Consider the following 24,970-nt stretch of genomic DNA (forward strand, 5'->3'; position numbering starts at 1 on the left):
GCTTGCATAAACTAAATTTTGGTTACTTAATGCTCGGTTAGTGCACGCAATTAAAATAAAGCGTTACTAGGCCTTGAGTATCAGTACTTTACTCAGTTATACTGTTTGTACGCTCTGAATTGAGTTACTAATTCAGGGGCTGATTAGGATTCGACGGAATTCAAGAAGCCCAAGGTGCATGTCGAGGTGCGGTTTGCCTCGTTAAACAGCCGCAACCTAAAGTAATCGCAAACGACGATAACTACTCTCTAGCAGCTTAGGCTGGCTAGCGCTCCTTCCATGTATTCTTGTGGACTGGATTTTGGAGTGTCACCCTAACACCTGATCGCGACGGAAACCCTGGCCGGGGTTGAAGCGTTAAAACTAAGCGGCCTCGCCTTTATTTACCGTGTTTGTCCGGGACTTAAAGGTTAATTAAATGACAATACTAAACATGTAGTACCGACGGTCGAGGCTTTTCGGACGGGGGTTCAAATCCCCCCAGCTCCACCAATAAAGGTTTTTGAACTCGTTATTCGAAAACCATAAGAAACCCGCAAATTTGTTAATCCAAATTTGCGGGTTTTTTTATGGAATTTATAAAATAAAGTTTAAGAATGTCTTATTGCGCGTAGCTTCATTTTTATTGCAATCACAAGCAGGCTAAATAACGACAGCATACTTATTAACAACGTTAGGTTAAGTATAGGGTTACTTGGCTCGTAGGTAGTGACAGGGGAGTTGTTTGTAGTTTGCGAGTTTTGATGTTGCCTAATATAGCTTTGGCTGATCCAATCTACCGCGTTTATCCATTGTACTTTGGCGGGATCAGTATTGTTTAGCATCCCTATTGCATGCTTATCGTTATCTAAGCCTTTTGAAAGTTGTACCAGTTGCTGCCAAAATTCATTTTTAGGGCCTAGGTCGTCTATTTCTTGTAGGTGCTGTTGTAATTTATCGCCCCCCATTGTTTTTATATCAGCTTGTCCTGTACTTTGCGCGTAGCTATTTATTAGCGATGAAAAGCGACTAAAGTACTCATTACTTTTTTGTAGGGTAGGGTTAGCTGTTCGCTCGTTTGTTACTTTTTGTGTTGGTTGATTTAGGCTATTTTGATCAATCAAATATTGTTTATAGCTTTGGTAACTTAAGCTGTTTGTAGTTGTGTTATTTGTAGTTCCAATATTTAGAGTGCCAAAGTTGTTTTTAAGTGCATTAACACTGATCCCTACGCCTATTATGGTAATAATACAAAGTGCGCAATAGCAAAAGTACAATGCGCTTTTTAAAGTGTTACGCAGTAATTTATATTTATTATAACTTTGCTTAATAGCTGCAGCTGTATTTGAGGCTTCGCTTGTATCTAGGCGTTCGGTTTGTATTGAAATACTTTTGCCGTCAGTACTTTCACTAATGTGTTTATCTGTATTTTTACTGTGCTCAGTGAGTGCTATTTGATTATTTTTAGATTGAGAGATTACAGTAGAGAGTTGCGGTTCTACTTTAGTAATTAATCCTAGCTTTTTTAGTGAGGATTCTGTTTTAACAGCATCAATACTCGATAAGTCTTTTTTTAAAGCGTAAGCTTTTCCATCAAATAACTGAACAACAATATTATGAGGAATATTAAGAAGTTGGCTGAGTTGTTCTTGGGCAGAGGTAAGGTCAGTATTTTGATATAACTGACCATTAAAAACAATTTTAAATGTAGCGCTCACGTTAGTACCTTGCTTGTGTAATTCCATTTTTGGAATTTTATTTTTATTATTTGATACACAAAGCTAATTTAACAGATAAAGGGTATGCTTTCTAATGATTTGTGATTAAAAAAGTCTTAACAAACAGCGTTAAGACTTTGGCGTGTAGCTGTTACTTTACTTTATCGTTTTGCGAGTGATTTTACAGATTGCTTTTGCTCACTGGCAGGTTGGGTTGCTTTGTCTATTAATGTTTCAAGTGGTTTATTTCGAACGCACATAAGTACTTTGTTCATTGCTTGGCATGTGCCTGTCGCTTTTTTATCATGGCTTATGTAGCTGCAATCTTCATTAATGGCTTTTTCTTCACATGCTTCCCAAGGCACGTTTGAGCCGTGGCCTGCATGGCTTAGCGCTGAGCATGAGGTTGCAAGTAAAAAGCCAGTGGTTAGGGCTTTTATTACGTTAAATATTTTCATTAGTATCTCAGTTAATTATTTGGCCAGAATGCGAGTTATCTTGCGGTAGCACCTTTAAAACAACCAATAAACATGTTTTCAGATACATCGGCTGCATGGTAGTGGTATCCGCGTGTATCGTCGGTGTGGCCTCTACATTCGTCTAAATCAGTGGGTTCTAATCCATCTTCGTTAAGCATGCCAAATATACCAAATCCATCGAGTGCATAACCCATCATGGCGGCATGACCGTCTGATTGGATTTGTGTTTGGCTACAGCCTGCTTCACCGTGGTAGTGATAACCTGCTACTAAGTTAATATGCCCGGCGCAATCATCAAAGGCTGCAATAGTGTATGCGCCTAAAATAGCCTCAACAGGGGCGGGTGCAGCAAGTACAACACCATTGAGAGCAACACCTACATTAGTGTTACCAATACTGCTATTTTGAGTGGTTGCAACAGGCGTTATTGGTATTAAAAATGATTCTGATATACCGCCATCAACATAATCAATAGAGCATTCTACGCAGTGGTTTTGGTATTGCTCCTCTACGTTTGGACGTGCAGCACCATCACACGATTCTTGTGTGTCTGTTACATTTACAAGGCCTGTACCTTCGTCGTATAGCTGCCAATGGTTATCGTTATATAATGTTGGTAGATTTAAAATAAAGTCGCCAGTTATATCGTAAACCTCACCGGTGCCATCAAACCAAATACCGGCTTCGTCTGCTGTTGATGTGATATTTCTAGGACAAAATACACCAATCTCGTAATTTGAAGGCGCACCGGCAATATCAATTTTGTAGCATGAAGCTTCATCGCCATTACTTAGCGTACATGTTTGAGTGGTAATTGATGAAATGAGCGCATCGCTTTCAAAGTTAAAAGGGTCAACTTCTACAACGAAATCGGTTGAAGTATCTGTTGTAGTGCCCTCATCGGTGGTTGTTTCAGTTACGACGCTACTTTGAGTATCGCTACCGTTACAGGCAGCTAAACTCAGTGCAAGTATGCACACTGCAAGCGGTGCTAAAATTGGTGCGTTAAGTTTTCTCATCAGAAATATCCGGTAATGAAGTTGAATGTATAATATTTGTTAAATGTGCAAACAAAGTGCAAAAACAACGCAACATAATACATTGCCTGAAATAGAGGCTTATAACACTTGCTATAGGTGTATGTTGTACCTTTTATTGTTTAAAATACTGCGACTTTAAAGTACCTAAATAGGCAGTGGAGTTTTATGGACTTTTTACTTCCCGACAGTATGTCTTTATTTTTGTTTTTATTAATGATGATCACCGCTGGCTTTACTTCTTTTATATCTGCTGCATTTGGTGCGGGTGGCGGGCTAATGTTGCTTGTTGTTATGGCGTCGTTTATGCCTATGGCAGTTGTTGTGCCTGTGCATGGTTTAGTACAGCTTGGCTCTAATGCAAATAGGTTATTACTCAGCTTTAAGCATATTGATAAAAGCATGTTTGTATATTTTGCGTTAGGCGGCTTAGTAGGGTCGGGGTTATCAAGTTTTGTTATTGATGATATATCGCTTGATGCTATGAAGTTAGTGGTCGCTATTTTTGTTATTTATTTACTGTGGGGTAAAACGCCGCCAGTAAAACTAACCTCTAAGCTATGGCGCATGGTCGCCGGTGGCATAACAACTTTTATTTCTATGTTTGTGGGGGCGAGCGGGCCATTAGTTGGTAGCTGTTTATATATAAATAATTACGAAAAGTTAAAGTTTACGGCAACGTTTTCGAGCATTATGAGTGTGCAGCATTTATTAAAAGCGGTAATTTATGGTGCTGTTGGCTTTAGCTTTTGGCAATGGATACCGCTTGTAATTGCTATGGTAATAAGTGGTGCTGTAGGTACTTGGTTTGGAATTAAATTACTTAAAAGTATGTCTGGGGATAAATTTAAGCGTATTTTTAGAGTCGTTTTAACGTTATTAACGCTACAACTCGGTTGGCAAGGTATTAAAATATTACTCCACTAATTTAATTAGTGGAGTAAATTTAATTTTATTAAACATAAATCACTTAAGCGGATTAAATAATTCATTGCCTAAAAACTACCGATGCAGAGCAACTACACTGTAATTTTTTGGCTTATCGATGAACTATACTAATCTGCAATAATTGTTTATACGTTTAAATAAATTGGTATTAAAGCTTATTTAACAGCGGCTTTAATTGGTTTGTCACCATCAAATAACTCAAAAATGCGGTTACTAATAAATGAGTTAGTCGCAATATGTAATAATGCATTGGCTACGTTTTCGCGGCTAATTTTAGCCTCAGAACGATCACTTGGTCGCTGCGTCGTTACTTGCATTGAAGCGCTATCATCAGTCAGTGTACCAGGGCGAACAATGGTGTAATTTAAACCACTATTGATTAAGTGCTCGTCAGCCATGTGCTTGGCAACTAAATAAGGTTTTAAATCACCTTGAATCGAATCTGGGTCGTCTGCACCGATTGAGCTGACCATAATAAAGTGTTTAACGCCATGCTCTTTTGCAAAGGTAGCTGCTTTAGTTGCAGCCCATAAATCAATAAGTACAGTTTTATCATCGCCCGTACTTCCGCCAGAACCTGCAGCAAAAATCACTTGGTCACAGCCTTTTATTGCATCACCAAAATCGCCTTCAAGATCTTGCTCAACAATAGTTAAAAAAGAGCTGTTTAAATCGCTTAGCTTGTTTTTGTCACGCACTAATGCCACAACGTTTTGCTCATTTTTTAAAAGTAGCTCAGTTGCCATTTTACCTATTTGTCCGCTTGCGCCAATAATTAGGGTCTTACTCATAATTAACTCCTTCCAATAAATAGTAAAAGTAATGTGCTTACAAACAGACCTTGGGGTAGGGGATAATTTTTAAAGGGTAAAAAAGAGTTTAAATGAGCTAATTTCAAAAAATACTTTAATTAAAATTCAATACTTAACTGAGTATTAAAATTAGCTGCTTTTGGGGTGTTTTTTAGAACTTTTTATTCAACCATTATACTCACTTCGGTCACATAACTACGGCGATATAGACTAATACGAACTTTATGTTCTTGGTAATTATAAAACAAAGTGCGATATGTATTATTGCCGTTTGTTTTTAACGGCTCTCCTAATTTTTGCTGATAAAAGCGAGCGATATCAGAAATTGAATCTGTTAAATAACCAGTGCGAACCATTGGATATTCGCCGGCTACATCCATTGTTGTAACAAACTCTTCAGGAAGTGGGATTTCAGTGACGTTTTGGCTAAGTACATTAAACGATAGAGTGCATAGCAGTATTATTAAAAATGCTAAAGTTTTCATTAAAGTCCTTTAAATAATAAATTCCATTTATTGGTACTCATTTTACCTCAATAAGCACCTTTGTCATTTAAATTTTATTACGAATTAAATCTCGTACTATAAACCGAGCAGGGTGAATAGCTTGGCTTACACGTTCGCTTAATGGGCGGGGCTCGTTATTTAAACAGCTTACGAGATGTTCTGCACTTAGCGGTGCGCTACATAAAGCGCGGGCGCCAAAGCCGGTAAAAATATGTAGGCCTTGTTGTGGCTTATTAAGTTGCTCATATTGATAGCGTTTACCTAAACGTAGGTTAGCAAAAGCCATAGTGTAATCACTTTGTTCGCACCATTGCCCTGCCATTGGTAGGTGATCTATAAATGTGCATCGTACAGCTGCTTTTGCCGAGGTAATATTGCCAAGGGTTGAGGCAAATTCACTTTGCTGATAAAAGCTAAGTAGTTGCTCTTGGTTTAACTGGTTGTCGAGCGCTGTAACTTGACGGCTTTTGGTGTTTTTTTCAAACGTTGCACCCATACAGTGATGATCTAAATAGGCTGGGGTAAAATACCCTTTATGGCACAGCACTGTTTTAAGTTTGCGTGATTGCTCACTTGCCTCAATATGTGAAACTTGCCCGCGTACGCCTACTATTGGTAGCGCTTTTGTTTGCTCAAATGCATCGCTGTGCTCGCCTGCACAAATAATTACATCACTAAAAGGACCTAACTGCTCATCATTCGTTAATAAAAACCAACCGCTGTCAGTTTTTTTAAGCTGTTTTATATTGCAGTTAAATATGCTTTTAAATGGGTTTATGCTATTTGCAGCGCTTAACATGGCGTTTACTAATTGCGGAGGGTTAACCCAGCCGCCTTGCTCAAAAAACACGCCCGAATAACCTGTTTCTACGCCGGCTATTTCGTCGCCTTGCTCTGCGGTTACGTTGTGCATTAGCTGGGTTGGCCACAGTTGTTTTTGTGCTAAGTTTTCATGTTTATCGGCCAGAGGCCTTTTTACTGCGTGTTGTAATACGCCGCACCAATCGTAATCAAAATTAAAACCACTGCTAAGTAAGTTGTTATATAGGCGCTTTGCGTATAAAAAGCTATGTGCGAACAATTCACTGTGCGGTGAATTTTTAGCTTGTAGGTGAGGGTAGATAGCACCTTGCACATTGTGCGATGCCCCCATAGCTGGTTTTTCATCTTGGCAGAATAATTGGCTTGCTATGCCTCGTTTAGCCAAACTATATAAAATGCAGCTACTGGCTATACCGCCGCCAATGATCGCTACATTTTTTAAAGCGCTGCTATCTTGATGAAAATATGCAGGAGCTGATTGAGCATCATTTACGCACTCTAGTTGGCCAACAAGCATATCTCTTTTTTGGCCAAAGCCTTTGGCTTTTTTAGTATTAAAGCCTGCATCAATTAATCCACGGCGAACAAAACCTGCTGAAGTAAATGTTGATAAGGTTGCACTTGCCCTTGATATATTGACCATAGAATTAAATAAACTTTGCTGCCACATTTCGGGGTTTTTACTTGGCGCAAAACCATCTAAATACCAAGCGTCAACAATTCCTGTTTGCGGATAGCTCATTGCTTGTATTGATTCAAGTGCATCACCAAAGTATAAATCGAGAACAACAAGTCCATTGTCAAATTCGAGTCTGTGGCATCCTTCTAAATTAATTGGGTATTGTTTAGATAATTTGTTACTAAAGGCGCTTAATGATGGCCATGCCTGTAGTGCTTTGTTTAAATCGTCTATGTGCAGTGGATATTTTTCAAATGAAATAAAGTGTAAGCGTTTAACACCATTATCTAATTGATTTTGAACTTGTTGACGTGCAAGGTGGTCAGTAAAGCGTTGCCACGTATTTAAAAAGTTTAAACCTGTACCAAAGCCGGTTTCGGCAATAACAAAATGTGGCTGGTCATGATTTTGTAATCGTGCATCTATATTATTTTGCTCATAATACACATAATGCGATTCAGCTAAGCCATCGTCATTAGAAAAATAAATATCACCGAAGTCATTAGCGAAAGGTGTACCTAAATTATTAAAGTGTATATGTGCATTTTTGATCATGATTTTTTAATTTTATAGATATATTTTTTAATTATTTTACGGGTTTTCTTTGAAATAGTCTGGCGTTATTTATAAGCTAGCAGTTCAGAGTACAAGTGTACGCTAGAAAGCTGACCACTTAGGTGATTAAATTCGCGTAAAATAGAATGCAATTAAGTATTAAGCTAAGGGAATTACCCATGAGAAGAGCTGTAATTACAGGTATCGGTGTTGTATCAAGTATAGGTAACAACAAAGAAGAAGTATTAGAATCGTTAAAAACGGGCAAAAGCGGCATCGCTTTTAATCAAGAATTTGCCGATTATAAGTTACGTAGTAACGTATCGGGTAAAATTGATATTGACGTTAAAGCACACGTTGACCGCAAAGCAATGCGCTTTATGGGAGATGCTGCTGCTTACTCTTATATTTCAATGACGCAAGCAATTGAAGACTCAGGTTTGTCTGACGACCAAGTATCAAATGAGCGCACGGGTATTATTGTTGGCTCTGGCGGTGGTTCGTCTAAATGGCAAGTAGAAGCTGCTGATATTTTACGTGAAAAAGGCGTAAAACGTGTAGGGCCTTATATGGTGCCACGCACTATGGCGAGCACTACATCTGCTTGTTTAGCAACACCATTTAAAATTAAAGGTGTTAACTATTCAATTAGCTCTGCATGTGCAACATCTGCGCATTGTATTGGTAATGCCGTAGAGCAAATTCAGCTTGGCAAGCAAGACGTTGTGTTTGCTGGTGGTGGTGAAGAGCTACACTGGACATTGGCAATGGAATTTGACGCTATGGGCGCACTTTCTACTAAATACAATGAAACACCTGAAAAAGCATCTCGTACATACGATGCTAATCGCGATGGTTTTGTTATTTCTGGCGGCGGCGGTATTGTTGTCGTTGAAGAACTTGAACATGCACTTGCACGTGGCGCGCACATTTACGCTGAAATTGTTGGCTACGGTGCAACATCAGATGGCTACGACATGGTTGCTCCATCTGGCGAAGGTGCAGCACGTTGTATGCGCCAGGCTATGCAAGATGTAGATAGTATTGATTATCTAAATACGCACGGCACATCAACGCCTGTAGGCGATGTTAAAGAGTTAGGTGCGATACAAGAAGTGTTTGGTGGCAAATCACCAATGATCAGTGCAACTAAAGCAATGACGGGTCATGCCCTAGGTGCTGCAGGTGTTCACGAAGCTATCTTCTCATTATTAATGCTAGAGCACAGCTTTGTAGCACCTTCAATTAATATTGATGAGCTAGATGAGCAAGCGACAGGTTTAGATATTATTACTGAGCGTCGTGATGTTGAGTTAAATACTGTAATGTCTAATAGCTTTGGCTTTGGTGGCACAAACGCGACTTTAGTTATGAGTAAGTACAAAGGTTAATTTTAGCTTATAAGCCCTATATGCAAACACATATCTGGGCTAAATAGCCCAAAACAAAAAAGGAAAGCCGAGGCTTTCCTTTTTTATTATCGAAAGTTTAATTAACCTTCGTTATGTTCTTGACGCGCTTGCTCAATTTCGTCTGCAATTTCTTGCGCTTTTTGCTTAGTTTTTTCAGTTAACTCGCCAGCAGCTTCTTTGCTTTTAATCCATGCGTCAACCGCAATCTCTTTGCCGTCGTCGTACATGTCTAAGCCCATTGCTTTACTTTGCTCTAATAGCTCGTTTAAAGACTCGTCATTTTTAAGATCGTTAGTTGTCTCTTTAACGTCGTTCCATGCATCACCAAGCTTTTCTTGCATTTGTGCGCTTTTATCTTTTGCATCTTCTTTTACTTCGTTGGCATCTTCACAACCAGTTAATGTAATTAAAGTGCCTAATAAAGCTAAACCTGCTAATTTATTCATGTGCTATCTCCTTTAGAGACTGATAATTAATTCGAGGCAGACTATACAACAATGAAAATGAACGCCCCCGTAACAAAACGATTAAATTTTAAATTAATGAATGAGCATGATTGGCCTCAATTATTTGAACTCGACCAAGACCCAGCTGTAATGCAGTATTTAACACGAGGTGAACCTACCTCTTTAGAGCAAATAAAAAATGAGGGAGTGCCTCGTATGCTCGCATATCGAAATGAGCTTAAAGGCTGGGGGCTGTGGAGTGTCACTATAAAGCAAACCAATACATTTATAGGTTGGGTATTAATAAGGCCTATGGGCTTTTTTACTGATGCACCAAACTACAGTGATATTGAAATAGGTTGGCGCTTTAAACAAGCGAGTTGGGGGCATGGTTATGCAACCGAGGCGGCTTTAGCATTATGTGATGAACTCATTAAGCAAGATGACGTTAAGGCGATAAGCGCAACTGCACTAAAAGATAATACGGCCTCTATAACAATAATGAAAAAGTTAGGCCTGCAATTTATAAAAAATTATACACATACAGATGAGCAAGGCGACTTACCCGCGGTACTTTATTCAAAAAACGTTTGAAGATGATTAAATATCAAAAGTATAAAGATTGACCTGTCCTTAAGTGACGTGCATTAATAAGAATGCGTAACTAAAAAATAATAAATTAAGGATGTTGTATGGGATTGTTTTTTGCACCAAGTAAATTAATTGTCAAAAGTGTGCTGGTTTTACAGTTCGCTGCTTTTAGTGTTTTAGCGCAGCCTTTATCGCAAAGCGCGGTAGCAATGCCTGACTCGTTCAGTGCCGATGCTGCTAAAAGTATATTAGAGCAAGGCGGTAATGCTGTTGATGCGGCTATTACGGCACAATTTGTACTTGCAGTAACGCTTCCTGAAGCCGGCAATATTGGCGGCGGGGGATTTATGCTTATTCAAAAAGATGGCAAGGGCGATTTTATAGATTATCGCGAAACAGCGCCAACAGCGGCTCATCGTGATATGTATTTAGATGAGCAAGGTAATGTTATTGCAAACAAATCAATATATGGTATTCACGCAAGCGGTGTACCTGGCAGTGTAGCGGGTATGTGGCTTGCCCATAAAAAACATGGCACTTTAAAGTGGGAAGAATTAGTACAACCAGCGGTAACGTTGGCTGAGCAAGGGTTTGTAGTTCCGCCTAAGTTAGCAAAAGGTGTGAGCAATTATATAGCCCATCTAAAAGAGCAAAAAATAAATGTAAACTTCGAAAAATACTTTGCTGATGTAAAAGCTAATAAAGTATTTAAGCAACCCGAGTTAGCGGCAACGCTAAAGCGTATCCGTGATAACGGCCAAGATGGGTTTTATAAAGGCGAAACTGCAAATATTATTGCTAAATTTATGCACCAACATGGCGGTATAATTAATCAAGATGATTTAAAAGGTTACACCGCTAAATCACGTACACCTATTAAAGCGAGTTGGAATGGTTATGAAGTACTTACTTCGCCACCGCCGAGTTCTGGTGGTATTGCTATTTTACAGTGGCTTAAAATGTATGAGTTACAAAAACCAGATGCGGGCTTAGCGCATAACTCTACTCAGTATGTACACTTACTTTCTGAAATAGGTAAACGTGTATTTGCAGATAGGGCGGAGTATTTAGGCGATCCTGATTTTTTTGATGTACCAGTCAACGCATTAACTAATATTAACTACCTCAAAGAGCGCAGTAATGGCATTTCGTTAACCGCCATCTCTACTACCGAAAATATTAAACCGGGCCTTAAAGAAAGTGAGCAAACTACACATTTTTCAATCGTTGATAAAATGGGTAACGCTGTAGCAAATACCACCACAATAAACTTAGGGTTTGGTAGCGGTGTAGTTGTTGAAGGTGCAGGGTTTATTTTAAATGATGAAATGGACGACTTTAGCGCCAAACCAGGCGTTATGAATGTGTTTGGTGCAATAGGCGGTAAAGCTAACGAAATACAGCCGCACAAGCGTATGCTTAGCTCTATGACGCCTACAATACTCCTTAAAGACAACACCGTTAAAATGGTGACAGGCTCGCCTGGTGGCACAACCATTATTAGCTCTGTGTACGAATCTATTTTAAATGCGGTAGAGTTTGATATGACTGCAGAGCAGGTTGTAAATAGCCCTCGTTTTCATCATCAACTGTGGCCTAAAAATATAATTAGAACACACATAGGTTTAACCGATAGCGTAAAAGCAGAGCTTACAAAAATGGGCTACACCATAGATGAGAATCACTTTGGTGACTTACACGTTATTATTAATAAAGAGGGCCAATTAGATGCCGCTTCTGAAGCATCAGGACGTGGTAAATCAATTGTTTTTTAAATAAAAAAACACCGCGCTAAAAGCGCGGTGCTTTAAACAATACAAAATTATTGAGTATCAATTAAATCTTCAACACCCACTATTAGCCATGGAGCGTCGTCTGAAATTAGACGCTCTAAGTGCCAAATTTCTAAAATAGGCTCTTCTTTTTTATCGCCTAAATCACGGTACTTACCTTTAAAGCGAACACTAATCTGCTACGATTGCGCGTTTGTATCTGCGCGCACAAGTTCGGCATCAATAAACATCACTTCTGTTTCTACGCTTTGTATAGCTTCACGTTCAGCTTTAAACTCGGCAACAAGTGCAGGGCTTAAGTATTCAGCCATTGTGGTGTAATCGGCATTGTTCCATGCAGTTTGTAGCGTATGGTAATGACTACGGGCACCTTGCAAAAAGCCATTAACGTCAAAGTTAGGTGGTAAATTAAAAGGCACACTTTCACCTTGTGGGGCGCTGCTTGCAAAGCCTGTACTTGTTGGTTGCTCGATAGGTGCTTGTTTAAAAGCATTTTGCTGAGCACTTGTACTTGCACTGGCAAGTTGTGGGGCACGATTAGCACGTAAAAAGCCCGTTACTAGCTTAAATAAAATAAAGAGTCCGCCAGCTAATAAAATCATTTCTAATAGCTGAAAACCTTCAAAATCGTCGCCTAACATTGCTGCAATTAAGCCACCCGCTAAAAGCCCTCCAAAAACGCCTGCCATAATGCCTTTTTTATTTGATGTGGCTTTAGGTGTAGCGTTAGGTGTTGTTGTATCTGTTTGTTGTTTTTGCGCTGTTTGTTGTGTTGCAGGTGTCTGTCCGCGTTTACTACTGCCAAACTTTTTACGTGCGTGTGCATCAAAACTGGCAGTACATAATAATGCCAATAATGAAAAAATAACGATGATGTTCTTCATGAAATTCCCTAATTAAAATCGAGCCGCGATTATAATTTACTTTCTTTAGGAATTTAATTAATTACTTTAAAAATCAGAGGTTTTGGGGAGTGAAGAAACGCTTTGTTGGTGAGTATATAATCAAAAAACCGCTCAGTAGAAACTAAGCGGTAAATTTGTCTATTTTAAAGCCAACGAATTGCGCCAGTAACGCGTTCATTGTATGTATCTAGAGGTGCTCCAAGACTTGCCACTAAAATAGTATCAGCTTGTGAGCCACGATTAATGTGACCTTCAAAGCGCTCATCGCGGAAGTTGTCATCCCCAAAACCGAATGATTTATTTTCAGAAGGCACTATAAATACTGTCATAGGACCAAAGTCAGACTCAAATATTAAATGCAGTCCTTTTTCGCCTTTAAAATCACAAAACATGGCATAAGTTACAGCGCCAGGAAGTTCATCAAGATGACCACCTAATACTGCAAGCTTGTCGTTAACGCTTTGTAGGCTAATGGGGTCTTTTTTATCAAGCGCATTAATTTCGTAGTACACATGGGCAAGAGCATGCTCACCCGCTTCGTGTGCAATATTTTGCTCTGTACTAAAAAAGAAGGCACTAATCGCCACTACAAAAGACGCTGCTAACGCAAGATGTACACGGTCAAACTTAAAACGCGATCGAGCATCAACCACGTTTTTGCCTGTTGCTTGTTCTTCTTGGAGTGCTTTTTCTTTTAACGATGTGTTTAAAAGAATGCGGTCTGCAAGATTTTCAGGCACAGGTATATCTAAAGAATCTTGAATGAATTTATCAAAATCTTTCATATCGTTAATAAAACTTTGTCGCTCTGGGTTATTGTCAGCAAACTCCATAAGCTCCTTGTCAATATCGTTTGGCTGCGCAATAGTGCGGCGACGAAACTCAAGTTCATCCATTATTTTGATGCCCCTTTAAGTTGTTCATCATCACGGCTTAAAGCCTCTTTAAGTTGATTTCTGGCACGGTATAAACGAGTCATTACCGTGTTTTTATTTAAATTAAGTATGCCTGCAATCTCTTCACCAGAGCAGCCCATTACAACTTGCAGTAATAATGGTTCTCGGTATTCATCAGATAGCAGTGCAATCTGGCGTTGAATTACCGTTTGTTCCATTTCATCGTCTAATGAATGGCTGGTTTCATCAACAAGCGTATCGTTTTCTACGTCGCTGTAATCAAACTGTTTACGTTCAAATCGGCGTGCGTTTTCTCTTCGTAATATAGTAAGCAGCCAGGGTTTAGCTGCCTTTTGATCAAGTAAAGAGTCGAGTGAACGCCATGCGCGTAAAAACGTCTCCTGTACTAAATCATCTGCTATGTGCGGATCACGGCATAACCAATAAGCAAAGCGATAAAGCTCTTTATTGTAAACGTGGACCAAGGCTTCATAACGCTTTTGTTTCTCTGCCATATCGATTAAGACCTGATTGTTTGATTTTTTCTTTCCAAGCATAAGCACTTTTTTAATTAAAAATTATTAGTTATTGCAAAAAAAGACCTGAGGTTCGTAGTTATTAATCATAAAGGTCTTTTAATACAGCTTGTTGCGACTTTGATGCCTGAGTTTGATAGTTCTCAAGAATTTTAATAATAGCATTAAGATCCGTGTTTGCGCCTTTATTACTGTAAAGTTGTGCCTGCAATTGGCTAATGAGACCATTAAGCTCGCTGCTGTTTACGCGGATGCAGAGCTCATCAATCGCGCCAACATTTTTATGGGTCACCTTTACAGAAAAGTTATTTAATGCGGTGTAAAAGGCTTTCACATCGTGTGTTTTAGCTAATGCTTTAAGCTCATTTAAGCTTGGCTGAGAAATACCACGGGTGTTTAGCTGTAATTTTTCAGTCGTATTTTTAGTAGAACGGCTTATTAAGTAAAAAATTACAGTACCAATCCATAAAATATACCCTGAAGCGGCAACAACTATTAACCAAAGAGGAGTATCACTTTTAGTTTCAATAGGTTGTGTGCCAGTTGCTTGATTCGAAATATTTTCAAGAGTAGGTGAATTATTTGTGCTGGGTTGTGGGTTTGCTATGGCTGTATTAGGCGCGGTAGTACTTGGCGTTACTGTAATAGTACGCTTTGGTAATGTGGCTACGCTAATACGGTTCATTTTGGTATTAAACCAAGGCAGCTTTATTTCAGGCAAAGTATAAGTACCTGGTTTTTGCGGCAGTAAGGCATATGATGCCGTTTGCTGCGACACAACGCGTCCGTCTCGCACTGCATTGTTATTTTCTTTTTTATCAGGATAGCTGCGTATGCCATCAATAGTAGGCATAGAGATTTCAGGTAATTGCTCTTTGGTAACTCCAAGCGCGGTAAGCGTAATAGTACGTGTTATAGGCGTACCTACTTCTACTGTGTTGTCGTTAGGTTGCCATTCTTCATCAAGGTTAACCAATTCGCTTGGTAACCATGCGCCTTTATAGTCACTCGGGATTGGTTTTATTTCTACCTGCTGATCATCGCCAAGAGCAGATACCTCCAGTTGGCGGTAATTTTGCTGTACTCGCCCTTGAAACGCAGGGCCTGCAATCGTGTAGGCACCACTTTTTTGTGGCTGAATCAAATACTCACGAGTAATAACAAGGTAGCGTTTGCCATCAACCAGCTCATAACTCTCAGTTTGTTTACCTAATTGGGTTAGCTGAGCATCTTCCATACTTGGTGTGCTTAAGCTGCCATCAAGCAGTTCTTTGGCAAGGTAGAGCTTAACAGTGTAAACACCGGCTTCTTGCACAAATAATGAATTACTCGAGAGTGACGTTTTTAAAAATATTTCGTTATTTTTATCTGCATCAGCTGAGCGTTTTGCCACTTTTAACTTAATAGGCTCTGAGGTTAACCCTGCAACGCTAAATGCCGGAATCGTGTAATCACCCTCTGTACGGGTCATTAGTTTAACTGACCACGTAGTTTGTTTATTAATGCTGCCATTAATAATGTTGGTACGAGAGCTTAAGCTCGTCGGGCCTACAACAAAGTCTTTTAACAGCGATGAGGTGTCTGGTTGCTCGCCTTTAACTGTATCGTCTACTGATATATTAAGCATAAAAAATTCACCCGCTAATACAGGATTTTTATCTACGCTGGCTTCTAATTTGGTGGCAGCCCACGAAGGCATCGCACTTAATAGCAATAAACAGCAAAATAATCGCATTACCATGATTTTTCGACTCCTGTAGGGCGACGTTTGTATTGTCTTTTTTGGGCTTCTAATTGCATTTTATTCCGTAATAAAATAGCCGGATCGTCCGGGACTTTTCTAAGTAGTTGATTAAGCTGTTGTGCTTTTTCTTTTTCTTCATTAGTGAGCTCACTTGCTTGGGCTTGCATCGCTTGTTGCTGAGCACTTTGTTTTTGCTCATCAGTGGCGGGTTGCTCACTTATTGCTTGTGGCTTACTTTGTTGCTGCTCATCCTCTTTAGGCTGGTCAGCGTCTTTATTTTGCCCTTGTTCGCTTTGTGGCTGGGCTTGCATATCAGGCTCATTTTGCTTATCTGATTGCTCGCCAGGCTCACCTTGTTGATCTTTTGATTGTTCAGACTCTTTATCTGATTTTTCATCGCTTGAACTTTGACTTTCGTTTTCGCCTTTTTCAGAATCGCTTTTATCACCATTTTGTTGCTGATCCTGTTTTGACTCATCAGAATTTTGCCCTTGGTTTTGCTCATCTTTTTTCTGACTATCATCTTTTTTCTGACTATCATCTTGGTCTTGAGAGTCGTCGCCGTCGCTTTGCTGATCTTGCTGGTTTTGTTGCTCTTGTTGATTTAGTAATTGCTCAACTAAGGCTTGGTTATCGGCTGCTTGCGTAAAGTCATCTTGTAAGGTTTGGGCTTGTTTGTACGCTTCAATTGCGTCCTCAAGTTTACCAGCTTTGGCAAGGGCATTACCGTAGTTGTATAAACCGGTAGCCGACTTATCATTACTAAACTCATTAAGTGCAGCATCAAAATTACCTTGCTGGTAAAGCGCAGCGCCTTTTAACTCACTCGATTGCGCCTGTGTTGCTGCATCGTATTCTTTATTATTGTAAGCCTGCAATGCACGTTGATCTGCATTTTGCAAAAGAGTAGGGAGCTCTACGGCATACGCATTTTGCTGCGGTAAAAAACCAAAAGCTAAAAATGCGCCTAGCAAGGCAGCGCGTCTAAATAAATACAAACCAAATGGCAGTAATAACAAGAGTCCGTAAATACCTGCATCTATTCGCCAAAGCGCATGGCTTTGTTTTTCGTCTTTCAATAATTCACTCTGCGCATTTGGGGCAAACGTATTTATGTCGTTATTGCTAGGTTGGTAACTAGCAAATTTACCACCGCTGCTTGATGCTAAATTTTTAAGCTGAGAGGCATTAATTGTAGGTACTACAATTTGGCCGTATCTGTCTTTCAAAAAGCCGCCTTCAGGTAACTTAATTGGTGCGCCTTGAGCGGTACCTACACCATATATATTTAATCTATATTGGGTGTTACTGGTAAAGCTACTAACGTCGCTTTGTTCTTGTTGGTCAATACCGTCGGTCACTAAAATAATGTCGCCATCAATATAACCCGCTTGCGTTAATAGCTCTTTGGCCATATCAAGACCCGCTAAAACGTTTGAGCCTTTGTCTGGCATTATTTCAGGGCTTAAGCTTGGAATTAAATTACTGAGTGTTGTGGCATCGTTTGTTAGTGGTGAAATTACATAGGCCGTGCCTGCGTAAGCAACAAGCGCGGTATCGCCTTCTTTAAATAGCTCAATCATATCAAGCGCTTTAAAGCGTGATTGCATTAAACGATTTGGCAAAATATCGGTGCTGTACATTGAGTACGACATATCCATAACAATTACACGGGCACTTTTACTTTGAAATACAGGAACTTGTTTTTTCTCAAAACTAGGCCCTGCACTAAATAAAATGCCAAGGCTGCAAAACAAAGCAACTAACCAAAGTGGCTGGCTGGCTTTAGTATTTGCTTCGCTCATTATAAATTGTGCTAAATGAGGTGCAATTAGCTGCTCACTAGTCGTTTTTTTATGCTTAATTAAGGCAACAAAAAATAATGCCACAGCAGGTATGAGTAACCATAAAAGAGCGGGGCGAATAAATTCAAAATCCATTAGTTTGGCTCCTTTAATGCACGCAGTGTACTAAGCATTACTTTTAAGCTAATAAGTAAAATAGCGATAAGTAACGGGTAGTAAAATAATGAGCTTTGTGGGCGAAATGTTTGTTCATCAGCGCTAATAGGTTCAAGCTTATCAAGCTCTGCGTAAATTTGTTGAAGGCCAGCTACATCTTTGGCTCTAAAGTATAATCCGCTAGTTTGCTCGGCAATCTTTTTAAGTAAGCTTTCATCTAAATTACTGCCACTAGAGCCACCCACATTAAAGAGACTAAAGCCGCGCGGATTATCTGAGCCAACACCAATGGTGTACACTTTAATACCTTCTTCGCGAGCTAGCAGTAGGGCATCTTCTGGGTTTAAATTACCAGCGGTGTTTTGTCCGTCGGTTAATAGCACCACAATTCGGTTACTTTCATCTTTATTGGCAAAGCGTTTTACCGAAAGACCCAATGCATCACCAATGGCTGTTGCGCGCCCCACTAAACCAATTTGCGCTTCGCTGAGCATTTTACTTACTGTTTTAACGTCGCGGGTAAGGGGGGTTTGTAAAAACGCGGTGTCGCCAAATAATATCAGCCCAAGCCTGTCGCCTTGGCGCTGTTCTATAAAATCACTGAGTACAGCTTTTACCATGGTAAGGCGGTCAACATATTGGCCATTATAAGCCATGTCTTGTTCGGTCATCGAGCCTGATAAGTCAACTGCTAACATTATATCGCGTCCTTCATTTGGTAATGAGATTGGCTCATCTAACCATGTTGGATTGGCAGCGGCAGTAACAAGTAATAACCAAATTACCCACTCGAGGGGATTTAAACGTCGTGCGTGTGGCTCGATGCTTTGGCTGGTTAAATTGTGCTTTGCAAAACTGGGTATACGTAAACGCGTACTGGCATTACTTGCAGCGGGTTTTAATAGTAAAAGTAATAAAGGCAAGGGGAGTAATAAAAATAACCATGGCCAGCTAAATTCAAACATTTACTGACTCCTTTATTTTAAATTGCTTAATACCTTGGCGAAATTTTTCGCACAGGGTTGTATCTTTTTGGCTGGGGTTATACAAGCTTAGTATTTCTTGTTCTGTAAAGCTTAAACCGGTGAGTGTATTAAGTGTTGTGCACCATTTAGAGGTAGATTGCGCAGCAAGTCGCTTGTCGTAATATTCAATCACTAAACGTTTTAAAATAATATGCAGTTGCTGAGGGTTTTGCTCACTTTGGCTCAATTGTATTGCGTAGCGTTTAGGCTTTTTAAATTTATGTTTTTTATAAAATATATAAATAGCTGCGCACAGTGCTAAAAACAGCAGTGCAATAATAACCCACCAAGCAGGGGCGAGTGGCCACCAATTAACTTGGCTTGGCGCTATTATATCGTGCAGGCCATCGAGTGGATTGGTTTGCATGGTTATTTTCTCACTAATTGCAGCTCAAGCGGAGTTGCTGCATTGAATGATATTAAATTAAGACCCGATTTAGTTAGGCGATTAAAGCGCGCGCTAAATGCTTGCTCAGCATTTTTAGCAAAGCGTTCTCTAAAGCTGTTATCCATTAATGGTAGGGCAAAGTCTTGACCATTTGCATTAACCGTAACGGCTTGCTTAAACGCAGGTAACTGATGCTCAAAGGGGTCGCTTATGTGGCAACCAATCAGCTCGCAGTGGCGGCTTAATATTTCAAGTTGCTTAAAGCTGGCATCATCCAGAGCATTAAAATCAGACACTAAATACACTAAGCTGCCTGGTTTTGCTAAATGGTTAAGGCGCTTTAGGTTATCGCTAAAGTTGTTAGTGGCTGTTTTATCAATATTGTTAAGCGCTTGCTGGTGGTTGTCGCATAAATTATGACAAAGCTTAAGCACGGCTTTTTCACGGGCGCTGGGTTTTAGCTCTAAATGCGAGTGCTGATTAAACACAATACCGCCAATTCTATCGCCGCGCTGACACGCCGACCATGCAACAAGAGCGCTTATATGCGCAGCTTGCACCGACTTTAACAGTAACTTTGAGCCAAACAGCATTGAGTTTGAAAAATCAGTGAACACAAACACAGGGCGCTCTTTTTCTTCTTGAAAGAGCTTTGTGTGAGTCTCGCCGGTACGCGCAGTAACTCGCCAATCAATAGAGCGAATATCGTCACCTTGCTGATAATGTCGCACTTCGGCAAATTCCATTCCTCGGCCTTTGTGCGGTGCAAGGTATTGCCCTGTTAAGGTATTTTTTATTTTTACCTTAGGGGCAAGTTCAAGCAATTGCGCTTTGGCTTTGTAATACATCAGCTCTTTGAGTGCTAAATTAACACCGTGGCTATGGCTCTGTTTGAGCCATGCTTGGGTTTCTAATTGTTTTTGCATAACTTATGGTACGGCTACAAGTTCAACTATACGGCTTATTACTTGATCTTTAGTAATGCCATCGGCTTGGGCTTCGTAACTTAAAATAATGCGATGACGCAGTACGTTATGCACAACAGCTTGAATGTCATCAGGTGCTACAAAGTCACGGCCTTGAAGCCATGCATGAGCACGAGCACATTTATCAAGTGCTATTGTTGCACGCGGACTTGCACCAAACTCAATCCAGCTACCTAGTTGCGCGTCTAATTTAGCGCCTTCACGGGTAGCAATAATAAGTTGTACTAAATATTGCTCAAGTGGCTCTGCTAAATAAAGGCCTAATATTTCTTTACGCGCTGCAAATAAGTCGCTTTGACTAATTTTTTGCATTACCGGTTGTTGTTCATTAAGCGCTTCGCCGCGTGTTAAACGCAGTATATCAAGCTCATGCTCTGCGCCAGGGTAGCCAATACTTAGGTGCAGTAAAAAGCGATCCAGCTGGGCTTCTGGTAACGGGTAAGTCCCTTCTTGCTCTAGCGGGTTTTGCGTTGCCATAACTAAAAACAGTTCGCTAAGCGGATAGGTATTTTTACCCACGGTAACTTGTCGCTCTGCCATGGCTTCTAATAGTGCTGATTGTACTTTGGCTGGTGCACGGTTAATTTCGTCAGCTAAAATTAGGTTGTGAAAAAGAGGGCCTTTTTCAAATACAAACTCGCTAGTTTGTTGGCGGTAAATATCGGTACCTGTTACATCAGCTGGTAATAAATCTGGCGTAAACTGTACGCGCTGAAATGAGCCTTCAATGCCTTTAGCAAGTGCATTAACTGCACGTGTTTTTGCAAGCCCAGGAGGGCCTTCTACTAATAAGTGACCATCAGCTAAAATAGCAATAAGTAGCGCTTGTGTAAGCTCTGGCTGGCCAATGATTTGTGTATCTAAGTACGTTTTTAATTGTGAAAATGCGTTAGCTGCCATAATAAGTGGACTGTCCTCGTCAGCTGGGTTTGTACCTAATAGTGTTAGGTGATAAATACTGACCTATTTATAAGGTTTATAATTGGGTAACTCAAGAGTTAGACTGTATTTTTTAAAATAGTTCGTTATTTTTTAACGAATTTTAGCGTACCACAAAACTTTGTAAATGCGTCTAAAAAAGCCTATTGTGATAGTCGTAATTAAACACTGTTTATATAAATTTGTGTTTATCTATTGGCTTTAGGGCACGGGTTGTTTAGAATCGAGGAAAACAAACAGGTCAGACCTGTCAGCGGGAGAGCATAAATGTCTGAGCAAAACATACTAAAAACACCAAAGGGCGACCGTATTGCCATCGTTAGCGGCTTACGTACACCTTTTGCAAAACAAGCAACAGCGTTTCACCATGTACCAGCACTTGATATGGGTAAATTGGTGGTTAACGAAATGCTTGAACGATTAAATTTCAATAAGTCAGAAATTGATCAACTTGTATTTGGTCAAGTAGTACAAATGCCAGAAGCGCCAAATATTGCACGTGAAATTGTATTGGGCACAGGTATGCCGGTATCGGTTGATGCATATTCTGTATCGCGCGCATGTGCTACCAGCTTTCAGGCTATTGCTAATGTAGCTGAGTCTATTATGGCGGGATCTGTAAGTGTAGGTATTGCAGGCGGCGCAGATTCGTCATCAGTACTGCCAATTGGTGTTAGTAAAAAGCTAGCAGGCAGCCTAGTTGATTTAAATAAAGCGCGTACGCTTGGTCAACGCTTAAAAATATTTTCAAAACTGCGCTTAAAAGACTTATTACCAGTGCCTCCTGCAGTTGCAGAGTACTCAACAGGCCTTTCAATGGGGCAAACTGCTGAGCAAATGGCTAAAACACATAATATTAGCCGTGAAGATCAAGATGCATTAGCGCATCGTTCTCACTCACTTGCAACGCAAGCATGGGCTGATGGTAAGTTAAAAGATGAAGTAATGACGGCGCATTTACCGCCATATAAAAGCTTTATTTCAGAAGATAACAATATTCGTAAAAACTCAACGGTTGAAGGCTACGCCAAGCTTAAACCTGTTTTTGACCGTCAGCATGGTACTGTTACCGCCGCAAATGCAACACCATTAACTGATGGTGCAGCGGCCGTACTTATGATGAGCGAAAGCAAAGCAAAAGCACTTGGCTATGAAATACTAGGTTACGTACGTAGCTTTGCATTTTCGGCAATTGGCGTAGAAAAAGACATGTTAATGGGCCCAGCTCATTCAACGCCTATTGCACTAGATAGAGCGGGTATTACGCTTGCTGATTTAGACTTAATTGAAATGCACGAAGCGTTTGCATCGCAAACACTTGCCAATATGAAAATGTTTGCCTCAGACAAATTTGCACAAGAGCATTTAGGTCGCAGCAAAGCAATTGGCGAAATTAACATGGATAAGTTTAACGTTAACGGCGGCTCTTTGGCATATGGTCACCCATTTGCAGCAACAGGTGCACGCTTAATTACGCAAAGCTTACACGAGCTTAAACGTCGTGGTGGCGGTTTGGCATTAACAACAGCGTGTGCTGCTGGTGGTTTAGGTGCAGCCTTTGTATTGGAGAGCGCGTAATGACTGATTCAGTATTTAATTTAGCGGTAGATGAAAACAAAATTGCCGTAGTAACGATTGATGTGCCAGGGGAGAAAATGAATACCCTGCGCAGTAGTTTTGCCGATGACTTAAAAGCATTATTAGAAGACGCTAAGTCGCAAAATGTAAAAGGCATGGTATTTATAAGCGGAAAAAGCGATAACTTTATCGCTGGCGCCGATGTAAAAATGCTCGATAGCGTTCAAAAGCGTGATGATGCTTTAGCTATTAGCGAACTATGCCATCAAGCATTTTTTGATATGACAAAACTGCCATACACTACAGTAAGTGCGATTCATGGCGCTGCATTAGGTGGTGGTTTAGAGTTTGCTTTAGCGTGTGACTACCGTGTTGGTACCGACAGCGATTTAACAAAAATTGGCTTACCAGAAGTGCAGCTTGGTTTACTTCCTGGTGGTGGCGGTACGCAGCGCTTAACTAAAATTGTTGGTATTCAAAAAGCACTTGAGTGGATGCTAACAGGTAAACAAATTCGTCCTAAGCAAGCTAAAAAAGCAGGCGTGCTTGATGACTGTGTACCACACAGTGTGCTGCTAAAAGTTGCAAAAGAATTTGCGACTAAGAAAAAGCCACAAGCAAAAGAGCCAAAGCTCGACAATATTAGTAAATTACTAGAGTCAAACCCGTTTGGTCGTAACTTTATCTTTAAAAAAGCTAAAGAAAACGTACTTAAAAAAACGGGCGGGCACTACCCAGCACCACTCGCTATTATTAAGGCTGTGCGTGCTAGTGTAGAGCTTGATGAGCTAAAAGCGTATAAAACAGAAGCTGAAAGCTTTGCAACACTTGTAATGAGTGACGAATCGAAAGCGCTTCGCGGTATTTTCTTTGCAACCACTGAAATGAAAAAAGAGTGGCGCAATGATGACGCACCCGCAATTAGCAAAACTGCTGTTTTAGGTGGTGGACTAATGGGCGCAGGTATTGCGCATGTAAGTGCTGTTAAAGCTAAAGTACCGGTACGTATTAAAGATGTAGCAGAGCAGGGCATTAGTAATGCAATGAGCTACACCTACAAAATTTTAGACAAGCGCCTTAAGCGCCGTATTATGTCTAAAGCTGATATGCAGTTAACAATGAACCGTATTACAGGTACAACAGACTACAGCGGCTTTAAACACATTGATTTAGTAATAGAAGCGGTGTTTGAAGATCTTGCGCTTAAGCAAGGTATGGTTGCAGACGTAGAGCAGCAATGCCAAGAAAATACAATTTTTGCTAGTAACACGTCATCATTACCAATTTCGCAAATTGCAGCGCAGGCAGCTCGTCCTGAAAATGTAATTGGCTTACATTACTTTTCACCAGTAGAAAAAATGCCATTAGTGGAAATTATTCCACACGAAGGTACATCTAAAGAGACCATTGCTCGCGTTGTTAACTTTGCACGTAAGCAAGGTAAAACGCCAATTGTTGTAAAAGACATGGCCGGTTTTTACGTAAACCGTATTTTAGCGCCTTACTTAAATGAAGCTGCTAACTTAATGCTTGCGGGTGAGCCAATTGAAAAGATTGATGCAGCCCTAGTTGAGTTTGGCTTTCCGGTAGGACCGCTGGCTCTACTTGATGAAGTAGGTATTGATATTGGCTCTAAAATTGCCCCAATTCTTGAAAAAGAATTAGGTGAGCGTTTTAAAGGCCCTGATGCATTTATGCGTATGATTGATTCAAAACGCCTTGGCCGTAAGTCGGGTCGTGGTTTTTATGAGTACGACAAAAAAGGCAAAAAGGTTGATGAGTCAGTTTACGAACTATTGGGTGTTACCCCAGCTCCACGTTTAAACAAAAGCGAAATTGCTAAGCGATGTGTATCAAAAATGCTTAACGAAGCAGTACGCTGTTTAGATGATGGCATTATTGCAAGCCCTCGTGATGGTGACATTGGTGCAATATTTGGTATTGGTTTCCCACCATTTTTAGGTGGCCCGTTTAGCTATATGGATAAATTAGGCGCAAGTAAAATAAGCTCTGATATGTCTACATTAGCTAACAGCGATGCTAACTTTGCTCCATGTGAGTCACTGGTAACAATGGCAAGCTCTGGTACTACCTTTTATAATGCAGCAACTGTTGAGGTTGTAGTTCCTGAAGTACAAAGCACTGAGCCACAAGAGCAAAGTGTCACTGAGCCTGAAGTTACTAAAGAGATTGAAACAAAAGAATAAAGTTTCTACTGTTTATAAAAACCGCATT

General features: G+C 40.2%; 21 protein-coding genes, 1 other RNA gene and 1 pseudogene. 7 read left to right on the forward strand and 16 right to left on the reverse strand.

The genetic code is table 11. The annotated features are described in order from the left end of the window. Window positions 1–135: 135 nt before the first annotated feature. Window positions 136–492: a transfer-messenger RNA gene (ssrA, locus tag QT16_RS20660) on the forward strand. Window positions 493–590: 98 nt separating this feature from the next. Here ssrA and QT16_RS15610 read toward each other — a convergent pair. From QT16_RS15610 to QT16_RS15620, 3 genes are all read right to left on the reverse strand, one after another. Further along, window positions 591–1,697: a hypothetical protein gene (locus tag QT16_RS15610; protein WP_238719450.1), complete on the reverse strand. Its 1,107-nt coding sequence runs from the start codon at window positions 1,695–1,697 to the stop codon at window positions 591–593. 161 nt (window positions 1,698–1,858) lie between these two features. Then, complete coding sequence (locus tag QT16_RS15615; protein WP_039489211.1) at window positions 1,859–2,155, reverse strand: hypothetical protein; 297 nt, start codon at window positions 2,153–2,155, stop codon at window positions 1,859–1,861. 35 nt (window positions 2,156–2,190) lie between these two features. Then, entirely contained in the window at window positions 2,191–3,195 is a 1,005-nt protein-coding gene (locus tag QT16_RS15620) for a YHYH protein (protein ID WP_052201178.1), read from the reverse strand. A gap of 186 nt (window positions 3,196–3,381) precedes the next feature. On the opposite strand from QT16_RS15620, the gene QT16_RS15625 reads away from it, so the two are divergent. Further along, window positions 3,382–4,140, forward strand: coding sequence for a sulfite exporter TauE/SafE family protein (locus tag QT16_RS15625; RefSeq protein ID WP_039489214.1), 759 nt, complete (start codon window positions 3,382–3,384; stop codon window positions 4,138–4,140). 176 nt (window positions 4,141–4,316) lie between these two features. Here the strand turns inward: QT16_RS15625 and QT16_RS15630 are convergent, their stop codons facing one another. The 3 genes from QT16_RS15630 to mnmC all read right to left on the reverse strand — a co-directional run bounded on the left by QT16_RS15630 (window position 4,317) and on the right by mnmC (window position 7,535). Then, window positions 4,317–4,952, reverse strand: a complete 636-nt coding sequence (locus QT16_RS15630) for an SDR family oxidoreductase (protein WP_039489216.1) — start codon at window positions 4,950–4,952, stop codon at window positions 4,317–4,319. A 182-nt stretch (window positions 4,953–5,134) separates the two neighbouring features. Then, window positions 5,135–5,458: a hypothetical protein gene (locus QT16_RS15635; protein WP_004335602.1), complete on the reverse strand. Its 324-nt coding sequence runs from the start codon at window positions 5,456–5,458 to the stop codon at window positions 5,135–5,137. Between the two features lie 67 nt (window positions 5,459–5,525). After that, the gene (gene mnmC / locus QT16_RS15640; RefSeq protein ID WP_039489218.1) at window positions 5,526–7,535 is read right to left on the reverse strand and encodes a bifunctional tRNA (5-methylaminomethyl-2-thiouridine)(34)-methyltransferase MnmC2/FAD-dependent 5-carboxymethylaminomethyl-2-thiouridine(34) oxidoreductase MnmC1; all 2,010 of its coding nucleotides are present in this window, start codon (window positions 7,533–7,535) and stop codon (window positions 5,526–5,528) included. A 179-nt stretch (window positions 7,536–7,714) separates the two neighbouring features. Here mnmC and fabB point away from each other — a divergent pair, with 179 nt between their 5' ends. Continuing rightward, window positions 7,715–8,926: a beta-ketoacyl-ACP synthase I gene (gene fabB / locus QT16_RS15645; RefSeq protein ID WP_004335606.1), complete on the forward strand. Its 1,212-nt coding sequence runs from the start codon at window positions 7,715–7,717 to the stop codon at window positions 8,924–8,926. A 101-nt stretch (window positions 8,927–9,027) separates the two neighbouring features. Here fabB and QT16_RS15650 read toward each other — a convergent pair whose 3' ends face one another. Then, window positions 9,028–9,393, reverse strand: coding sequence for a hypothetical protein (locus tag QT16_RS15650; protein WP_024596750.1), 366 nt, complete (start codon window positions 9,391–9,393; stop codon window positions 9,028–9,030). Between the two features lie 51 nt (window positions 9,394–9,444). On the opposite strand from QT16_RS15650, the gene QT16_RS15655 reads away from it, so the two are divergent. Next, window positions 9,445–9,987 carry a GNAT family N-acetyltransferase gene (locus tag QT16_RS15655; protein WP_039489222.1) on the forward strand — a complete coding sequence of 181 codons (543 nt, stop codon included), beginning with the start codon at window positions 9,445–9,447 and terminating at the stop codon, window positions 9,985–9,987. 98 nt (window positions 9,988–10,085) lie between these two features. Further along, a complete protein-coding gene (ggt, locus tag QT16_RS15660; protein WP_039489224.1) occupies window positions 10,086–11,759 on the forward strand; it encodes a gamma-glutamyltransferase in 1,674 nt (557 codons plus the stop codon). A 47-nt stretch (window positions 11,760–11,806) separates the two neighbouring features. Here ggt and QT16_RS15665 read toward each other — a convergent pair. The 9 genes and pseudogenes from QT16_RS15665 to QT16_RS15705 form a co-directional block, all read right to left on the reverse strand. Further along, window positions 11,807–12,661: pseudogene (locus QT16_RS15665) on the reverse strand (Tim44 domain-containing protein). A gap of 164 nt (window positions 12,662–12,825) precedes the next feature. Beyond that, complete coding sequence (locus QT16_RS15670) at window positions 12,826–13,578, reverse strand: DUF3379 family protein (RefSeq protein ID WP_039489227.1); 753 nt, start codon at window positions 13,576–13,578, stop codon at window positions 12,826–12,828. Then, window positions 13,578–14,135 carry a sigma-70 family RNA polymerase sigma factor gene (locus QT16_RS15675; RefSeq protein ID WP_032827217.1) on the reverse strand — a complete coding sequence of 186 codons (558 nt, stop codon included), beginning with the start codon at window positions 14,133–14,135 and terminating at the stop codon, window positions 13,578–13,580. The genes QT16_RS15670 and QT16_RS15675 overlap by 1 nt, the downstream gene beginning before the upstream one ends. Window positions 14,136–14,196: 61 nt before the next feature. Continuing rightward, window positions 14,197–15,855 carry a BatD family protein gene (locus tag QT16_RS15680; RefSeq protein ID WP_039489229.1) on the reverse strand — a complete coding sequence of 553 codons (1,659 nt, stop codon included), beginning with the start codon at window positions 15,853–15,855 and terminating at the stop codon, window positions 14,197–14,199. Continuing rightward, the gene (locus QT16_RS15685) at window positions 15,849–17,798 is read right to left on the reverse strand and encodes a VWA domain-containing protein (RefSeq protein ID WP_039489231.1); all 1,950 of its coding nucleotides are present in this window, start codon (window positions 17,796–17,798) and stop codon (window positions 15,849–15,851) included. Before QT16_RS15685 ends, QT16_RS15680 begins: the two co-directional genes overlap by 7 nt. Further along, the gene (locus QT16_RS15690) at window positions 17,798–18,784 is read right to left on the reverse strand and encodes a vWA domain-containing protein (protein WP_039489233.1); all 987 of its coding nucleotides are present in this window, start codon (window positions 18,782–18,784) and stop codon (window positions 17,798–17,800) included. The genes QT16_RS15685 and QT16_RS15690 overlap by 1 nt, the downstream gene beginning before the upstream one ends. Then, window positions 18,777–19,211 (reverse strand): DUF4381 domain-containing protein, encoded by a 435-nt coding sequence (locus tag QT16_RS15695; RefSeq protein ID WP_004335624.1) that lies wholly within the window; start codon window positions 19,209–19,211, stop codon window positions 18,777–18,779. Before QT16_RS15695 ends, QT16_RS15690 begins: the two co-directional genes overlap by 8 nt. 2 nt (window positions 19,212–19,213) lie before the next feature. Continuing rightward, the gene (locus QT16_RS15700) at window positions 19,214–20,158 is read right to left on the reverse strand and encodes a DUF58 domain-containing protein (protein ID WP_004335626.1); all 945 of its coding nucleotides are present in this window, start codon (window positions 20,156–20,158) and stop codon (window positions 19,214–19,216) included. A gap of 3 nt (window positions 20,159–20,161) precedes the next feature. After that, window positions 20,162–21,118: an AAA family ATPase gene (locus QT16_RS15705; RefSeq protein ID WP_004335627.1), complete on the reverse strand. Its 957-nt coding sequence runs from the start codon at window positions 21,116–21,118 to the stop codon at window positions 20,162–20,164. 306 nt (window positions 21,119–21,424) lie between these two features. Between QT16_RS15705 and fadI the strand changes: the two genes are divergently transcribed. Beyond that, on the forward strand, window positions 21,425–22,735 hold the full coding sequence (fadI, locus tag QT16_RS15710; RefSeq protein ID WP_004335629.1) for an acetyl-CoA C-acyltransferase FadI: 1,311 nt from the start codon (window positions 21,425–21,427) through the stop codon (window positions 22,733–22,735). Then, window positions 22,735–24,942 (forward strand): fatty acid oxidation complex subunit alpha FadJ, encoded by a 2,208-nt coding sequence (fadJ, locus tag QT16_RS15715; RefSeq protein WP_039489236.1) that lies wholly within the window; start codon window positions 22,735–22,737, stop codon window positions 24,940–24,942. Before fadI ends, fadJ begins: the two co-directional genes overlap by 1 nt. Window positions 24,943–24,970: the final 28 nt, after the last annotated feature.

The sequence above is a fragment of the Pseudoalteromonas distincta genome (assembly GCF_000814675.1).
GTDB lineage: Bacteria > Pseudomonadota > Gammaproteobacteria > Enterobacterales > Alteromonadaceae > Pseudoalteromonas > Pseudoalteromonas distincta.

What these genes read in the sequence shown, in the direction of transcription:
- fadJ (WP_039489236.1), top strand. Translation starts at nt 22,735, where the DNA reads ATGACTGATTCAGTATTTAATTTAGCGGTAGATGAAAACAAAATTGCC.
- mnmC (WP_039489218.1), bottom strand. Translation starts at nt 7,535, where the DNA reads ATGATCAAAAATGCACATATACACTTTAATAATTTAGGTACACCTTTC.
- QT16_RS15620 (WP_052201178.1), bottom strand. Translation starts at nt 3,195, where the DNA reads ATGAGAAAACTTAACGCACCAATTTTAGCACCGCTTGCAGTGTGCATA.
- QT16_RS15650 (WP_024596750.1), bottom strand. Translation starts at nt 9,393, where the DNA reads ATGAATAAATTAGCAGGTTTAGCTTTATTAGGCACTTTAATTACATTA.
- QT16_RS15630 (WP_039489216.1), bottom strand. Translation starts at nt 4,952, where the DNA reads ATGAGTAAGACCCTAATTATTGGCGCAAGCGGACAAATAGGTAAAATG.
- QT16_RS15690 (WP_039489233.1), bottom strand. Translation starts at nt 18,784, where the DNA reads ATGTTTGAATTTAGCTGGCCATGGTTATTTTTATTACTCCCCTTGCCT.
- QT16_RS15705 (WP_004335627.1), bottom strand. Translation starts at nt 21,118, where the DNA reads ATGGCAGCTAACGCATTTTCACAATTAAAAACGTACTTAGATACACAA.
- fabB (WP_004335606.1), top strand. Translation starts at nt 7,715, where the DNA reads ATGAGAAGAGCTGTAATTACAGGTATCGGTGTTGTATCAAGTATAGGT.
- QT16_RS15615 (WP_039489211.1), bottom strand. Translation starts at nt 2,155, where the DNA reads ATGAAAATATTTAACGTAATAAAAGCCCTAACCACTGGCTTTTTACTT.
- QT16_RS15670 (WP_039489227.1), bottom strand. Translation starts at nt 13,578, where the DNA reads ATGGATGAACTTGAGTTTCGTCGCCGCACTATTGCGCAGCCAAACGAT.
- QT16_RS15685 (WP_039489231.1), bottom strand. Translation starts at nt 17,798, where the DNA reads ATGGATTTTGAATTTATTCGCCCCGCTCTTTTATGGTTACTCATACCT.
- QT16_RS15675 (WP_032827217.1), bottom strand. Translation starts at nt 14,135, where the DNA reads ATGCTTGGAAAGAAAAAATCAAACAATCAGGTCTTAATCGATATGGCA.
- QT16_RS15680 (WP_039489229.1), bottom strand. Translation starts at nt 15,855, where the DNA reads ATGGTAATGCGATTATTTTGCTGTTTATTGCTATTAAGTGCGATGCCT.
- QT16_RS15635 (WP_004335602.1), bottom strand. Translation starts at nt 5,458, where the DNA reads ATGAAAACTTTAGCATTTTTAATAATACTGCTATGCACTCTATCGTTT.
- QT16_RS15625 (WP_039489214.1), top strand. Translation starts at nt 3,382, where the DNA reads ATGGACTTTTTACTTCCCGACAGTATGTCTTTATTTTTGTTTTTATTA.
- QT16_RS15695 (WP_004335624.1), bottom strand. Translation starts at nt 19,211, where the DNA reads ATGCAAACCAATCCACTCGATGGCCTGCACGATATAATAGCGCCAAGC.
- fadI (WP_004335629.1), top strand. Translation starts at nt 21,425, where the DNA reads ATGTCTGAGCAAAACATACTAAAAACACCAAAGGGCGACCGTATTGCC.
- QT16_RS15700 (WP_004335626.1), bottom strand. Translation starts at nt 20,158, where the DNA reads ATGCAAAAACAATTAGAAACCCAAGCATGGCTCAAACAGAGCCATAGC.
- ggt (WP_039489224.1), top strand. Translation starts at nt 10,086, where the DNA reads ATGGGATTGTTTTTTGCACCAAGTAAATTAATTGTCAAAAGTGTGCTG.
- QT16_RS15655 (WP_039489222.1), top strand. Translation starts at nt 9,445, where the DNA reads ATGAAAATGAACGCCCCCGTAACAAAACGATTAAATTTTAAATTAATG.